Here is a 15,484-nt window from a genome sequence, read left to right as displayed (position 1 = left end):
TTATTTAACTGAAACAAGTTTCTTTGCAGGTTTTTCATCGGAATATTTACGTGTAATGTACCATTGTTGCAATATGGACAAGGCATTATTCACAATCCAATACAACACTAAACCAGCTGGAAAATTCCAGAACAAGCCAGTGAACAATACAGGCAAAAACATCATGATCTTTGCTTGCATTGGATCTGGTGGTGCTGGATTCAGTTTTTGTTGAATCAGCATTGTAGCACCCATGATTAATGGCAATACATGATAAGGATCAGGTGAAGCCAAGTCGTTAATCCATAAGATAAATGGAGCTTGTCTTAATTCAACGCTTTCCAATAAAACCCAATACAGAGCAATAAATACAGGAATTTGGATTAAGATAGGTAAACAGCCACCTAAAGGATTTACCTTTTCCTGTTTATAAAGTTCCATGGTAGCTTGGCTGATTTTTGCTTTATCATCGCCATAACGCTCACGTAAAGCTTGTAATTTAGGTTGCAATTTACGCATCCCCGCCATTGACTTATAGCTGGCAGCAGATAAACGATAAAAAGCTAATTTAATTAATACCGTAACTAAAACGATTGACCAACCCCAGTTGCCCACAAAATTATAAATTGCTTTCATCAATGAGAATAATAGTGAAGATAAAAACCATAAAATTCCATAATCAACAGTAAGATCAAGCGAGGGGGCAATACTTTTTAATACGCTGGTGATTTCCGGGCCTATATACAACTTGGAACCAACTGTTGTCTGCTCTTCTGGCTTCAGTGTAATCGGTTTGCTTACAGAACCAATAATATAATCATTATTTGCAGCGCGAGTATAAAATTTATTGTTCGAATCAGGTTGGGGAATCCAAGCACTTAAAAAATAATGCTGTTGCATGGCAATCCAACCGCCTTTACTGTCTACATCCAGGTTTGCTTTATTCATATCGCTAAAGCTTACCTTTTGATAGCGGTGTTTTCCTGGTTCTGAATAGGATGCGCCCGTATAGGAGCCAACGTGAAACACACTTGACTTATCTTCTTTGGGTGAGCTACGCAACAGCTGGGTATTCAAATATCCCGTCCAATCGCTGTTTCCCCTATTAGCAATTTTGTAATTTACTTCAATAAGATAGCTACCTTTTGTAAAGGTAAACTCTTTTTTTACATCAAGTCCATCATCACTTTTTCCACTAAGAGTTACGACTAATTGCTTTTGATCGGGACCTAATTCGAATTGTTGTTTTGATGCTGTAAAATTAAAGTCAAGTGCTTGAACGTTTTGTCCTGAGGCAACAAAAAGATTGCTGTTAGCAACATAACGTTCGTTGGGCTGATTTTGTAAAAGAAGAAACGGTTTATTCTTTTCATCTACGCTTTGCGGGTAATCAAGAAGTTGACTTGCAACAACATCACCTTGTTGTAGATCAATAGACACGTTTAAAACATCTGTTTTAACATGGATTAGAGATGCATTATTGCTTTTAGTTTGTTCAGCAATTGGATTAACTGGGGTTGATGTTGACGTATTGGATGGGGTTACTTGCGGTAACAAAGGCTGTCCACTTTTCTCTTGGCTTATCGTGTTTTCTGTGGGTACTGGCTTTGGCGGATAGTCAATCTGCCAAGCATTCCAAAGTGATAAACTTACTAGCGCAAGCGCCACATATAAAACAATACGTCGTATATCCATCAATGATTCTCGTTGTTGGGGAGTACAGGATCATAACCACCACGTGACCATGGGTGGCAACGCAATACTCTTTTTAAAGCCATCCATATACCTTTGGTTATGCCACATTGTTGGATAGCACTTTCAGCATATTGTGAACAACTTGGGTAATATCGGCAACTTGGCTTTAACAAAGGGCTAATCAAATACTTATATAGTTTGATGGGTAAGCAAACTATTTTTCGTAACATGAGATTATTTTTTTCCATGTTTTGCCCATTCTAGCGTTTATAATTGCATTTGTTTGTTTTGCTACGCCTTGTCTTGCTAAAAAAACCACATCGACTGCAGGTAATTCTTGTTGTCGAAAGCTTTCTCTTAACAGCCGTTTAATACGATTTCGATCATGAGCTTTTGCTATCAGTTTCTTCGACAACGCCAGCCCAAGTCGTGCATAACCTAAATTATTCTCTCTAAAGAGAACGATAAATTCGGATGTTACAATTTTCTTCGCTTGTTCAAGCACATGATTATAATCATTTTTTGTTAATAATCGCTGTGTTTTTTTAAAAGCAAACACTTAAGCAGTCAAACGCTTACGGCCTTTAGCACGACGACGTTTAATTACTAATCTACCTACGCGAGTAGCCATACGCTCACGAAAACCATGATCACGTTTACGTTTTAAATTACTGGGTTGAAAGGTGCGTTTCATGATGAACCTGCTAATAAAATTATGAGGCTGGCAATAATAGATAACTTTTTTTCTACTGTCAATTTTGTGATCTGATTATTTTTTGTCTATTTTCTTTTTTACACCTAAATTTCTCACCTGTTAATAACTATATCATTTTATATTTTTTAATTTTTTGTTGTTATTGTGTCAGTTATCTCTTGTTGATAACTATTTTATTTTATTTGAAATCAATAAGTTAATTAATAAATAACTTTGTTCGTAAGCTCTTTTTTACCCTGTGATCTATTTGTATGTATCTTTGTGTTTTGATTTATTCATTGCTTTATCATCATCTTATTCCCTATATTTGATCCCATTTATTCATAGTTAACTTGATCCAAGATGATTTAAATTTAATCGTTTTATTTTGTTCTTAGATATTTTTTTCATGCATTTCTTGATTTGCTGAACTTTTTTTTGCTGGTACTGATTAAAAATGAAGCTTGAGGATAGTCTATGTCATGAAATACAGAACTACGATTTTTAAAAAATTTTATCAGTATTTCTCGGTTTCTTAATTTAAAGTTTTAGCTTTAGTTTTATTGATTTGTGCTGCTTTTACAGAAAAGATATGTTTTTTTAGAGAACAAATACGAATCATTTGCGTCTCTCTACGTACAATGATTTTAGATTGCTTAGGAATAATTATGGTTTTTTTAAAATCAGTTTTAAATGGAATTGGTTCGGGATCCGGCGTTGCGTGGCCATTGTTTGGGATTTTATTCGCAGCACTGGGCGGGACTATCGCCAGTTTTTTTTCTTTATCCTTAGGGATTCTTGCCATCACTTTATTTTTTTCAGTGAGTAGTCTTATTTTTTATTTTTCCTATCAAGAACAGAAAAATAGTGAACAACTTTTTCAAAATCAATTTCATAAAAATCAACAAAAATTATTAACTGACATTAACGAATATATAAAGAGTATTAATAATTACTTTTTATATGGAAAGAATGTTGAAGACTTTAATGAATTATTTAAACGAATACTCATTATGGATCTTGATAAAATAGAACATGTAGATACAAATTCACCTTTGTATCAAATTTTATTACTTCTTAAAAAAGAATATGAATTGAATCAATGCATTCCTAATAATAAAAATATATTAAAAAATATTGCTGATGAAGTATCACAACAATCAGTACCTGCCTCAAAAAAAATGATTCCTGCTTTTTTTGCTTTTGTAGGAACTTTTGGTTCTATTGCTGGGTGCTGTGCTGGAGTTTCGGGTTTATTAACGGGTATGGGAATATGTTCCAGTTTTGCAGCATTTCCTCTATTAGGATGTGGGGTTTTATTATTTGCATTAATCAGCGGCACTGCCTTAGCTTATGAAGCATTTACTGAGTCAATTGTAGATTTTAAAAAGACACAGCTCAATCTGTTGATGAAAAATATGCATCAACAATTGAGTAAAGCGACTATGGAGCGTAATCTTAAAACGACATTATATAGTGCTGCTATGTCTTTAAGCGTTCAAAATGAAAGGGAATGGGAAGCTGCTCCTATTGAACAACGCATCTTTGCTAGTCCATATTTTAAAAATTTACATGGAAACAAATTCAGATTATCTTTTTTTAATGAAAATCTATCTCATCCTGTTCTAATTAATGGTACTTTAAATGTGTTTCCTAGTGAACCATTGATGCCTTTATTTTAAATAGATTCTCGGGTAATTTGTGTGGTGTTTTTAAAAATATCCACACTTTTTTTGTGGATAACTTTTCTTTATCCAAAAGCCTGAGTATAATTTGCCTGCAGCAGCACCTTGGTGAATCGAAGAAATTCTACTTTTTCACTTCATGCAAAGTTAATTTCATACTTAATTATCTTGCTGTCCAGGTACTTTCAGTGGCATATTTAAATGCTGTGGCTAATTAGTTTTATACTCTTTTTACCACCCTTCTTTGATGAGGAGTTATGTTGTGTCAGCATCTGTTTGGCAAAAATGTTTAGGTCTCTTACAAGATGAATATTCTGCGCAACAATTTAATACCTGGTTGCGCCCTTTACAGGCTCATACAGATGAGCAGCGTTTCATTTTATTTGCACCTAATCGATTTGTTGTTGACTGGGTTAAAAAGCATTTCTTTTCTCGAATCGAAGAGTTGATTAAGCAGTTTTGTGGTGACGAGATTAAATCAATTTCCATTGAAATTGGCAGTAAAACTTCCAGCACAGACTCAGATTCAAGTTCTTCTGGTTCATTTTCTTCTGAAGTGAATACATCTCCTTCAGTCAGTTCTAATGCAAGTAAGGCTTTACCGAAAAAGGCTGTTGATTATAAGAGCAGCCACTTAAATAAAAAATTTATTTTTGAAAGCTTTGTTGAGGGTAACTCCAACCAACTTGCTCGTGCGGCTTCAATGCAAGTGGCTGAACGACCCGGCGATGCCTACAATCCTTTATTTATTTATGGTGGGGTAGGTTTAGGAAAAACGCATCTGATGCATGCTATTGGAAATGCCATCTTAAAGAATAATCCTGATGCTAAAATACTTTATTTGCATTCTGAACGTTTTGTTGCCGATATGGTTAAAGCGATCCAGACGAATTCAATTAATGAATTTAAACGCTTTTACCGCTCCTTAAATGCATTGCTTATTGATGATATACAGTTTTTTGCTGGTAAGGATAGATCACAAGAAGAGTTTTTCCATACCTTTAACGCTTTATTGGAAGGACAGCAGCAAATTATTTTAACCAGTGATCGTTATCCAAAAGAAATTGAAGGCATGGAAGAACGTTTGAAATCCCGATTTGGCTGGGGACTAACCGTTGCTGTTGAGCCTCCTGAGTTGGAAACGCGAGTTGCTATTTTAATTAGTAAGGCAGAACAATCGAATATCGAATTGCCTTATGAGGTTGCATTTTTTATCGCAAAACGTATTCGCTCTAACGTAAGAGAACTTGAAGGCGCATTACGCAGAGTTATTGCTAATGCACATTTTACAGGTAAGCCAATTACTATCGAGTTTGTTCATGAAGCGTTGCGTGATCTTTTAGCGCTGCAAGATAAATTAGTCACTATAGAAAATATTCAAAAAACTGTTGCTGAGTACTATAAAGTCAAAGTGGCTGATATTTTATCAAAAAGACGCAGTCGTTCTATTGCTCGACCTCGACAAATGGCTATGGCCTTAAGTAAAGAGTTAACGAATCACAGTTTGCCTGAAATTGGTGATCATTTTGGCGGCCGTGATCATACAACGGTTATTCACGCATGCAGGAAGGTTAAGGAATTGATTCAGGATGACAGTGATTTTGCCGAGGATTATAAAAATTTAATGCGTATTTTATCTTCTTAGTGCTGTAAAAATAGTGTAATACGCCTTATTAACCCATATGTTTATTCTGGGAAGATAGTTTTTTAGTTTTGTCTATTAATAAATCATTCCGCTAGGGTAGCCATGTTGTACATGAATTAGATGAAGCGATTTATTTGTTATTTTATTCTTAAAGTTCATATGGAGTTCTATCTTGTTTGAATTCACTATTAAAAAAGAAGATTTACTTGCTCCTTTGCTAACAGTGGCAGGTGCTGTAGACAAAAAACAATCTTTAGCTATTTTGTCAAATTTTTATTTTAAGTTAGCGGATGATTTGTTGAATATAACTGCTACCGATTTAGAAATTGAAATTTCTGCGCAAGTTGCTTGCGAATCTGGGCAGCATTCTGGCAGTATTACCGTACCTGCAAAGAAATTTATCGATATTATTCGCTCTTTAGATGATGAAACCAATCCAAATGTTATCGTTGATAATGGGCTTTTAACCATTAAACAAGGGCGTAGTTCATTTAAGTTAACGACTTTACCTGCAGAGAGTTATCCTTTAAGTGAAGATGAATGTAATGAAGTTGAGTTAACTGTTCCTCGCTTGGTTTTATTAAAGTTGTTGCAATCAACTCATTTTGCCATGGCGCAACACGATGTACGTGTTTTCCTCAATGGCTTGTTTCTTGATTTTGAACCGAATCTTATTTCTGCAGTTGCAACTGATGGACATCGAATGGCGATTTGTCGTCATCCGTGTTCTAACACCAGCGAGAAAAAATTGTTATTGCCTAAAAAGGGAATTCAGGAATTGTTACGACTTCTTAATGGTATTGATGATGAAGAAGTTTTATTGGCAGCAGGTAAATCACATTTTAAATTAGTATCTCGTCAGTTTATATTTTTATCGAAATTAATTGAGGCGCGTTTTCCTCCTTATTCCAAGGCGATTCCAAAAAATCAAGATAAACAGATTATTATCGACTGTTCTGTTTTTAAGCGTTCTTTATCGCGGATTGTTATTTTAGCTCATGAAAAGTCGAGAGCGGTTATGCTTCATTTACAACCTGGTCTGCTTACTTTAATTGCCAACAATAACGAGCAGGAGGAGGCTGTTGAATCTCTAACTGCTGAGACTCAGGGTGATGAATTAAAAATTGGTTTGAATGCAACTTACTTACTTGATGTGCTTTCGCACTTTGGGGAGGGAACAATTCGCTTGTCCTTATCGAATACGGATAGCAGTATTTTAATTGAGTCATTAGATGATGATAATTATCAATATATTATTATGCCCATGAAAATATGATCCTTTCCGAATTAAAAATTCATCACTTGCGAAATATTTCATCGGTACATCTTGGGTTAAGCCCTCGATTTAATTTTATATTTGGGCCAAATGGAAGCGGCAAAACTTCTATCCTTGAAGGACTCTATCTTTTAAGTTGTGGCCATTCTTTTCGATCTCGTGAAATCTCGCCAATTATTTCATATGAACAACCCTCTTTAACTGTATTTGCTCGTTCTCAGCTGGAGGAGACGATCAGCATTCAAAAATCTTATTCTGAACCAACTCAAATTAAGCTGAACAATCAATTTTGCTCTACTACCAGCCAACTGGCTTATGCTTTACCTTGTCAGATTTTTTATGCTGATATTTTTCAAATCATTGATGCGGGTCCATCGGAACGACGTAGTTTATTGGACTGGGGATTGTTTCACGTGAAACATAATTATCATGCTTTATGGAAAGAATATAGAAGAGTCCTTAAACAACGCAATGCACTTTTGAAACAGCATGCGTCACACGTACAGTTTATTCCCTGGGATAAGCAATTAAGTCAGCTTGCAACTCAACTTCATTTACTCAGAGAAGAATATTTTAAGCAATGGGAGCAAATGTTTATTACTGTTTTAAGTGAATTAAGTCACCTTGACTGTAAGATAACGTATTATAAGGGCTGGGATAAAAAAAACTCTGGTAAAGAATTAGAAGACATTTTATCTGAGTGCTTTACCAGTGATCTGCAAAAAACATACACACAATTTGGAGCCCATCAAGCTGATATTGTGATTGAAATAAATCAAAATAAAGCCAAACAGATTTTGTCACGTGGTCAACAAAAGATAATTTTGATTTCCTTACGATTGGCGCAGGCAAATTTACTTCAGCAGGATTGTTTGTACTTGATTGATGATTTGCCTGCTGAGCTAGATGAAGAACATCAAATAAAACTAATGGAATATTTGGCGAAAAGAAAAGGTCAATATGTTATTACGTCCACTACCGACCCATCTCAGTTTATTTCTGCTATATCCAGTCAAGAACATTTCATTTATCAAATTATTGAAGGTACTTTAAAGCAGAAATAATGTTTCACGTGAAACAAACTGCTATGTATGAAGTAGACTAGGGGGAGGCCATTCTGCCATTACATGCTACGTAATTAGTATTCTATAGCAGAAAAGCCATATTTGGCTCATCTTGAATGAAAAAATACCCTGATAAAGCTCATATTGATGTATACCATGCATTTTCAACATATTTTTCGTTTAACTAAGCTTAAAACTGCCTGAGCAGTTACAATGATGGAGTTATATGTGTTCGGTTATTCAACATACTTTACCGGTACTCCTAAAATCACGCCCAAGTAGGCTCAGTTCAGCGAGTTTTCAATAGGCCATAATCCATATTCTTAGAGCAACTATGACCAGTTCAGGCTAAGCTTAAAGTTCCCTAATGAGATATAAACATAGGACAAAATATGCTATGATAAAGTATTTAGAACACCACAATAGGGTTAAGAGGACCACTAATGAGCGTTGATGCCAGTTATGATTCAAATAATATTAAAGTCCTAAAGGGTTTAGATGCAGTAAGAAAAAGACCAGGGATGTATATTGGTGATACAGATGATGGCACTGGCCTGCATCACATGGTTTTTGAAGTTGTTGATAACTCTATAGACGAAGCACTGGCGGGCCATTGCAAAGAGATATTTGTTACCATTCATACCGATGAGTCAATTACTGTAAAAGATGATGGACGAGGGATACCCGTCGATATTCATAAAGAAGAAGGGCGATCCGCTGCTGAAGTGATTATGACAGTGCTTCACGCCGGTGGTAAATTTGATGATAATTCTTATAAAGTATCGGGTGGTTTGCATGGAGTGGGTGTTTCTGTAGTTAATGCCTTATCCGAGGAATTACATTTAACCGTACGTCGTCATGGTAAAATCCATGAGCAACATTACCGTAATGGAGTTCCAGATGCGCCAATGGCAGAAACAGGAGATGCATCGACAACCGGAACTCAAATTTGGTTTAAACCAAGTGCCGAAACGTTTTCTAATATTGAGTTTCACTATGATATTTTAGCAAAACGGCTAAGAGAATTATCTTATTTAAATTCAGGTGTTTGCATCCATTTATTCGATGAGAGATCCCAAAGGCAAGACACTTTTCATTATGAAGGTGGAATCACGGCATTTGTGGAGCATCTCAATAAAAATAAAAATACTATTATGCCCACCGTTTTTTCTATGACCGCTGAAAAAGATAACATTGTTGTTGAACTGTCTATGCAGTGGAATGATTCTTATCAAGAAACACTTTATTGCTTTACAAATAATATCCCTCAGCGTGACGGCGGAACACATATGGCTGGGTTCAGAGCTGCATTAACAAGAACTTTAAATAACTACATCGAAAGTGAAGGTTATGCTAAAAAAGCTAAAGTATCTCCAACAGGTGATGATGCTCGAGAAGGATTAACCGCAGTGCTTTCTGTTAAAGTACCTGATCCCAAGTTCTCTTCACAAACAAAGGATAAGTTAGTTTCTTCGGAAGTAAAATCAGTCGTTGAGTCCAGTGTTGCTGAAAAATTCAATGATTTCCTCTTGGAAAATCCATCCAGCGCAAAAGCAATTGTTGGTAAAATAATCGATGCTGCACGCGCAAGAGAAGCAGCGCGCCGTGCTCGAGAAATGACTCGCCGTAAGGGGGCACTAGATATTGCTGGTTTGCCTGGAAAACTTGCTGATTGTCAAGAAAAAGACCCAGCATTGTCTGAGCTCTATCTGGTAGAAGGAGATTCAGCGGGTGGCTCAGCAAAACAAGGGCGAGATAGAAAGTTCCAAGCAATTTTGCCGCTCAAGGGAAAGATATTGAATGTTGAAAAAGCACGTTTTGATAAGATGCTTGCATCTCAAGAGGTTGCTACTCTTATTACTGCTTTAGGCTGTGGCATAGGGCCAGATGAATATGATCCGGATAAAGTTCGCTATCATCGTATTATCATTATGACGGATGCTGATGTTGACGGATCACACATTAGAACTTTATTACTTACCTTCTTTTACAGACAAACACCTGAGTTATTGGAGCGTGGTTACATTTATATCGCTCAGCCACCTTTGTATAAAGTGAAGCGTGGAAAACAAGAGCAATATGTAAAAGATGATGAGGCATTGTTTGAATATTTAACACAAAGTGCTTTGGATGGAGCTGCATTTTATCCAGGAAAAGATACGCCTCCAATTACCTCTTTAGCCCTAGAAGAGTTAGTACAGCAGTATCGACGTGTTGAAAAAATTATTAAACGTTATAAAAGAAGATATCCAGCAGATATACTGAAGCGTGTTGCCTATTTACCTATTTTACAAAATGATGATTTTAATCAGCAAGAAAAAATAGCTAATTGGTGTAAACAGTTGCATTTAAGCTTGCAACAGCTTGGAAGCAAGACAGAACAATACCAAGTTGTGGTACATACAATAGAGGATACGAATCAATTTATACCGCAAATAATTGTTACACAGCATGGGATGGAAAATGACATCCCCATGAATGCTGAATTCTTCTATTCAAAAGACTATAAAGAATTGGTAAATCTAGGATCCAAATTGGCAAGTCTGGTAGAAGAAGGGGCTTATATCAAACGAGGTGACAAGGAGTTAGTAGTAGAAAACTTCGAGCAAGCCTTATACTGGCTCATGGAGGAAGCGAAAAAAGGCCAGGCTATTCAGCGTTACAAAGGTCTGGGAGAAATGAATCCCAATCAACTCTGGGAGACAACGATGGATCCAGCGGTTCGCCGTATGCTGCAAGTCAGTATTGAAGATGCTGTTGCTGCTGATGCCATTTTCACTACATTAATGGGTGATAACGTTGAGCCTAGAAGAGAGTTTATTGAATATAATGCCTTAGAGGCAGAAAATATAGACGTCTAAAAATTTCTTGCGTGATCCTATTATTTTAGTGATCACGCGACATCTGCATAACTTCCAAATCTATTTTATATATACCTGTTCAGCCTCAATCAGGGAGCGGCTGCATTTTTCTCATTTTGTGAGAAAATTTCTCTGCTCACACATTGATGTAGGCTACACCTGCTTAGAAAAATCTTCTCACAATTTACGCTCAACCCAGCCATTCAAGTAAACAGTTGCTCAATCAGGCCTGCCGTTTTCATCGGTTTCTATTTCTAGCAGGCCTTTTATTTTTCTTAACTTAGTAAAATTGAACGGACACAGCGAACATTCAATGAGCTTCCTTTACTAGTAATTCCTTGAAGACCCTGATTAGAAAAATTCAGAAACCATGCATTATTAGCGGGATTAGCGCTGGATTCAGTAGAACTCCAATACTGCCCAGATAATCCTGCAGTAAATCCTAAACTAAATAAGTTAAAAATTGTTGAGGCATTAGCAGGGCAACCCGCACTACCTGAAGTACCCAGTTCGCAAATAGAAGGTAGATACCAAGCAGCCATAGGAAGTGATTCAAAATAGCAGTTACCGGCGGCAATAGCCATGGGATCAAAACTTGTTATTTCCTGGGTATTACAGAATCCATTAGTGGCACCATTACAATTATCGGGAGGATTTGTAGAGGCTTCCGTAATTCCAGGTATGTTCATATTGACTGTGCTCCAAGGAACAGCAGAAAAATCAGTATCTGCGATGACATTAGCAAAGGGAGGTGATACAGAATAGATTAAGAAATTATTGATAGAAAAAGCTAAGGCGATTGCAGGAGGTGAGATCACGTTATCACCAGTAACTAATATACCTCCCTGAGGAGCGAAAGGAGTTAATGCTGTAGATGCGATATGTATGACACATGAGCCGTTTGCTGGAATAACAGCACACGTGCTGCTGGTGACATTGCTCCAGAAAGCAGGCAAATTGAGCCTGACATTTAACGCTGGGGTACTGGTAAGATTATTTACAGTAATATCAACACCAACTGAATCATTGGTAGGAATAACCGCGTTCGTTGGAGCACTAATGGTAGTTTGTGCAGGAGCGCATTGTATGGCCTGCATGTCAAAGAAGGTGGCGTTGGTATTGGTTCCTTTAACCATAACACTAGGTATGAAAAAAGCAATTGAGGTATTGGTAAAAAAGGAAATGGCACAACTTCTACCGGGTAACAACGAGGTTGGGCAACTATTATTTTGTAGGACATAAAGGGAAAAAAAACCGTTTGTCGAAGAGGCCTGAATATTGTTTGCGGGAACTCTGGAGTTATTCGTAATGATAACAGTACCTGGGCTTGGCAAGCATTGAAGTTGGCTCACTTGAATCATGCAGTTTTGCAATGACTTGGAGCAAATGACACCATTTTTACCGGTGCTGATGGTTAATTGGGCTTTTTCAACAGTTTTGGATGACCCGAGTGCCCATAGAGATTGAATAGGAACGATAAAAAAAAGAAAAAAATATAAAGGTAGTTGTTGCACGCGACGCATAAAATTCATCCTTTTAATTAAACTAGGCGCATAGTTATGCAACCATATTACAGACCCTATCTTTTTTGCAAGAGTTTATTGGGATATGTCGAAAGTTTCCATGAAATGAAATACATTAATCATTAAGTTATTGAACTAACTGAAAAATAATTTATCGTTTCATTTATTAAACCGTCTGTAGTGCGACGTAAAAACAGGCCTTTGCTAATAAGAGAATTGCTTTGATTCATGCTTTTTTCTTGTTGGTTAACATGTATCCATTATACATGCCTGGGTTAACACCGTAAAAAAATCGCCTTATCTCGTTGCGAGTGCATCTCAGTTCATTAATATTTTCTTAAGTTTTATTTATTAAAATATGCAAAATGTTTAAAAATATACCAATATGTCGACGAAAAAAATATGTGCTGCTTTAGAAGCTGGAACGCATTGTATCGATGCGAGTAGTCTTAGCAAGGACCAAATTCTGAAATATGAGAACTCTGCACGTGGTGCTATTGTTAACCGAAAATTAGATGATGGTACAGAGGGAATGGTTGCCCGTGCATTGCATCAAGTACTCGAACCACAAAAAGGAAATTCAGGTCAGTTTAAATTAATTGATGCTACAAATTTACCGGCTCAAGATTTACCTCCTGCAAAAAGACCAGCACTTCGCGTTACATTAAAAGAAGCGTTGTTTAATGCACAATGGTTTACCCAATATGAAATGCCTGCGAGCGCTACGGATGGGAGTTCCAATGCATTTGGAGGGTTTGGGACCATACAAATGCCATCAAGTGATTCATTGAGTATACCGGTTATTAATGCCCTTTATGCCTCAGACGAGTTTTTAGCAGCATATGGCGTGAAGTTAGTGCATTTAACTGAATCCACCTCAATTGATTTTGGAACGAGTCACGATTTAATGTTATTTCGTTATGATGTCCATGCCCAGTATTTCGACAAGTATATTAAAACCCCAAAGGGTGGTGGAGTTTATCTGGAAACGCACAATGATTTCCCTCATCTGGCCATACCACTGCATCCATCTTGTGGCGGATCCTATACGGTTGCAAGGAAAGTCAAAGAGAATGAATATGCAATCGTTTCTATTAAAGTCAGCTATGGTTGGGGGCTTGTGATTGCTCCTGGCGCTATTCATGACGATGCTACCTTGACTGGGCCTTATATTATTGGTTTAACGACTAATGTGGACCCAACGCACGTAAATACTGCCTTAATGCGAACAAAAGATGGCGGCATTATGGATGCAGTTTTGACCACCCCTTCTACTGCGTGTTTGTCGGGCGATGGAGTTACCAGTATAAGTCAATGTAAAGCGCAGATGTTTATGCAATTCAAAATAGGTAGAAAAGATAATTTGGAAATGATAGCTCGTTCTGCCGATAAACGCCCTGCAGAAGAGCGAATAAAAATTTTGGCTTATCTAAAAACGTTACCTGCAGATACTTTATCTGAAATCAGGCACTTATCAGACACAGCGCAGGAAGCATATGATCATACATGCGGGCTTGTACTAGCTCACGTAAGTTCGATATAAAAAATAACCTGAATTTGGAGAATTTAATAGTACACATTGATGCGGTAGCGACGTGCGGCGGTCACAATGCTTTCATTTGCATTCTTTCCTACGAATTCTGATACGGTTTTTTGAGGTATTGCAGAACGTATACTCGCTAAAATAGGAAAAAACCCATGGTTCTGCAATAAATCTTAAATCCAATTTTGAAATAATGAGAAGGTAATAAATACTCAATGAAGGGGGCTATCTGTTACTCAGGAACAATGCCCATTTGCTTAAAAACGTGGCTTATGGTTAGGCGATATAATTGATAAATAACAATGCGTTGTAGGTATATATTGAGTGTGTAGTGTGCTGCATCCTTGCAGCGAAGTACGTCCTATGTACTGGTCCCTTAGTTTGACTTCCTGTCAGACAAATCCGTGTCATCCCTTTGAGTTACAGTATAGTATTTTGATGTCCGTTGTCATTGCGCAGATAGAGCAACAGCATGTAAGAAATTTCTCAAAGAGTAACGTGTGTTGTCTTCGGTTGCTGTTGTGTAATGCAATGAATCCCGCCGCCGCCTGCAAATACATCCAGTGCATCAATTTGGGTAATTTGATAATCAGGATATAAGTGCGTGAATAATTCGTAGGCTGCTTTATCTTGTTTTTCATAACCGAAAGCAGGCATGACAATTCCTTTATTTGCCAAATAAAAATTGATATAGGACAAGGTCAATCGTTCGCCAGCAAGATAAGTCGCTGGGGGTTGCTCTACAGTATAAACTTCTAACTTTCGCCCTTTCGCATCAGTTGCTGATTTAAGAATTTCCAGATTCTCATGGAGCATAGAATAGTTTGGGTCATTTTTGTCATGAGTAATAAGACATAAAACTTTTCCTGGTGCTGTAAAACAGGCAATTTCATCAATATGGCCATCCGTTTCATCACCTAATAATCCTTTATTTAACCAAATAATTTTTTGACCGCCCAGAAAATTATTCAGATAGTTTTCAATTTCTTGCTGCGTGAGTTGTGGATTTCGATTCTTATTCAGCAAGCATTCACGAGTCGTTAAAATGGTGCCTTCACCATCTACATGGAATGAACCTCCTTCCATAACCAAAGGTGCGGAAAAGGATAAAGCCTGAGTTTGCTTTATGATTGCTGTTGCAATTTGGTTATCCAGGGCACAATCTTGATAGTTACCGCCCCAAGCATTGTGGATCCAATCAACACCGGCTAATTGGTGTTTCTGATTTAATAAAAAGGTAGGACCTGTATCTCTTGTCCATGAGTCATTGATAGGAAGAGTAAATAATGTAATGCCCTCGCCACATAGGCTTTGAGCGGATTCTTCATCTCCAGGGTTCACTAACATGGTTACTGGTTCATATTGAGCTATAGCTTGGGCGACGCGAGCATACGCTGTACGTGCTTTGTGTAGACCTATCTTAGACCAGGTTTCAAGGTGACAAGGCCATGCCATCCAGCATCGCTCATGTGGATGCCATTCCGCAGGCATAAAAAATCCACTTTGTTTTGGTGTCATC

General features: G+C 37.2%; 12 protein-coding genes. 6 read left to right on the top strand and 6 right to left on the bottom strand.

The genetic code is table 11. The features are described from left to right. The 4 genes from yidC to rpmH are packed head-to-tail and all read right to left on the bottom strand — an operon-like array spanning position 1 to position 2,368. Positions 1-1,674: a membrane protein insertase YidC gene (yidC, locus tag A8O27_RS10770; RefSeq protein WP_058459583.1), complete on the bottom strand. Its 1,674-nt coding sequence runs from the start codon at positions 1,672-1,674 to the stop codon at positions 1-3. Next, positions 1,674-1,922: a membrane protein insertion efficiency factor YidD gene (gene yidD, locus A8O27_RS10765; protein WP_058459582.1), complete on the bottom strand. Its 249-nt coding sequence runs from the start codon at positions 1,920-1,922 to the stop codon at positions 1,674-1,676. The genes yidC and yidD overlap by 1 nt, the downstream gene beginning before the upstream one ends. Then, the gene (gene rnpA, locus A8O27_RS10760; RefSeq protein ID WP_058459581.1) at positions 1,889-2,233 is read right to left on the bottom strand and encodes a ribonuclease P protein component; all 345 of its coding nucleotides are present in this window, start codon (positions 2,231-2,233) and stop codon (positions 1,889-1,891) included. The genes yidD and rnpA overlap by 34 nt, the downstream gene beginning before the upstream one ends. After that, positions 2,234-2,368: a 50S ribosomal protein L34 gene (gene rpmH, locus A8O27_RS10755; protein WP_058459580.1), complete on the bottom strand. Its 135-nt coding sequence runs from the start codon at positions 2,366-2,368 to the stop codon at positions 2,234-2,236. Positions 2,369-3,036: 668 nt separating this feature from the next. On the opposite strand from rpmH, the gene A8O27_RS10750 reads away from it, so the two are divergent. The 5 genes from A8O27_RS10750 (at position 3,037) to gyrB (ending at position 10,899) form a co-directional block, all read left to right on the top strand. Further along, positions 3,037-4,050 carry a hypothetical protein gene (locus tag A8O27_RS10750; protein WP_058459579.1) on the top strand — a complete coding sequence of 338 codons (1,014 nt, stop codon included), beginning with the start codon at positions 3,037-3,039 and terminating at the stop codon, positions 4,048-4,050. A 265-nt stretch (positions 4,051-4,315) separates the two neighbouring features. Further along, the gene (gene dnaA / locus A8O27_RS10745; RefSeq protein WP_058459578.1) at positions 4,316-5,698 is read left to right on the top strand and encodes a chromosomal replication initiator protein DnaA; all 1,383 of its coding nucleotides are present in this window, start codon (positions 4,316-4,318) and stop codon (positions 5,696-5,698) included. Positions 5,699-5,870: 172 nt separating this feature from the next. Then, on the top strand, positions 5,871-6,974 hold the full coding sequence (gene dnaN, locus A8O27_RS10740; protein ID WP_058459577.1) for a DNA polymerase III subunit beta: 1,104 nt from the start codon (positions 5,871-5,873) through the stop codon (positions 6,972-6,974). After that, positions 6,971-8,038, top strand: coding sequence for a DNA replication/repair protein RecF (recF, locus tag A8O27_RS10735; protein WP_058459576.1), 1,068 nt, complete (start codon positions 6,971-6,973; stop codon positions 8,036-8,038). Before dnaN ends, recF begins: the two co-directional genes overlap by 4 nt. Positions 8,039-8,481: 443 nt before the next feature. Further along, a complete protein-coding gene (gyrB, locus tag A8O27_RS10730) occupies positions 8,482-10,899 on the top strand; it encodes a DNA topoisomerase (ATP-hydrolyzing) subunit B (protein WP_058459575.1) in 2,418 nt (805 codons plus the stop codon). Between the two features lie 275 nt (positions 10,900-11,174). On the opposite strand, the gene A8O27_RS10725 is transcribed toward gyrB, so the two are convergent. Beyond that, positions 11,175-12,422 (bottom strand): Lcl C-terminal domain-containing protein, encoded by a 1,248-nt coding sequence (locus tag A8O27_RS10725; protein ID WP_058459574.1) that lies wholly within the window; start codon positions 12,420-12,422, stop codon positions 11,175-11,177. Positions 12,423-12,807: 385 nt separating this feature from the next. Between A8O27_RS10725 and A8O27_RS10720 the strand changes: the two genes are divergently transcribed. Then, entirely contained in the window at positions 12,808-13,965 is a 1,158-nt protein-coding gene (locus tag A8O27_RS10720; RefSeq protein WP_058459573.1) for a hypothetical protein, read from the top strand. 486 nt (positions 13,966-14,451) lie between these two features. Here A8O27_RS10720 and A8O27_RS10715 read toward each other — a convergent pair whose 3' ends face one another. Beyond that, positions 14,452-15,483, bottom strand: a complete 1,032-nt coding sequence (locus A8O27_RS10715) for an agmatine deiminase family protein (protein WP_058459572.1) — start codon at positions 15,481-15,483, stop codon at positions 14,452-14,454. Position 15,484: the final 1 nt, after the last annotated feature.

The sequence above is a fragment of the Legionella bozemanae genome (assembly GCF_001648595.1).
In the GTDB taxonomy this organism is placed as follows: Bacteria; Pseudomonadota; Gammaproteobacteria; order Legionellales; family Legionellaceae; genus Legionella; species Legionella bozemanae.
Note: the sequence above shows the minus strand (reverse complement) of the source record. Positions and strands in the feature narration are given on the sequence as shown.

Coding starts and splice junctions, on each gene's coding strand:
- A8O27_RS10715 (WP_058459572.1), bottom strand. CDS start 15,483: ATGACACCAAAACAAAGTGGATTTTTTATGCCTGCGGAATGGCATCCA.
- rpmH (WP_058459580.1), bottom strand. CDS start 2,368: ATGAAACGCACCTTTCAACCCAGTAATTTAAAACGTAAACGTGATCAT.
- yidD (WP_058459582.1), bottom strand. CDS start 1,922: ATGGAAAAAAATAATCTCATGTTACGAAAAATAGTTTGCTTACCCATC.
- recF (WP_058459576.1), top strand. CDS start 6,971: ATGATCCTTTCCGAATTAAAAATTCATCACTTGCGAAATATTTCATCG.
- yidC (WP_058459583.1), bottom strand. CDS start 1,674: ATGGATATACGACGTATTGTTTTATATGTGGCGCTTGCGCTAGTAAGT.
- A8O27_RS10725 (WP_058459574.1), bottom strand. CDS start 12,422: ATGCGTCGCGTGCAACAACTACCTTTATATTTTTTTCTTTTTTTTATC.
- A8O27_RS10720 (WP_058459573.1), top strand. CDS start 12,808: ATGTCGACGAAAAAAATATGTGCTGCTTTAGAAGCTGGAACGCATTGT.
- gyrB (WP_058459575.1), top strand. CDS start 8,482: ATGAGCGTTGATGCCAGTTATGATTCAAATAATATTAAAGTCCTAAAG.
- A8O27_RS10750 (WP_058459579.1), top strand. CDS start 3,037: ATGGTTTTTTTAAAATCAGTTTTAAATGGAATTGGTTCGGGATCCGGC.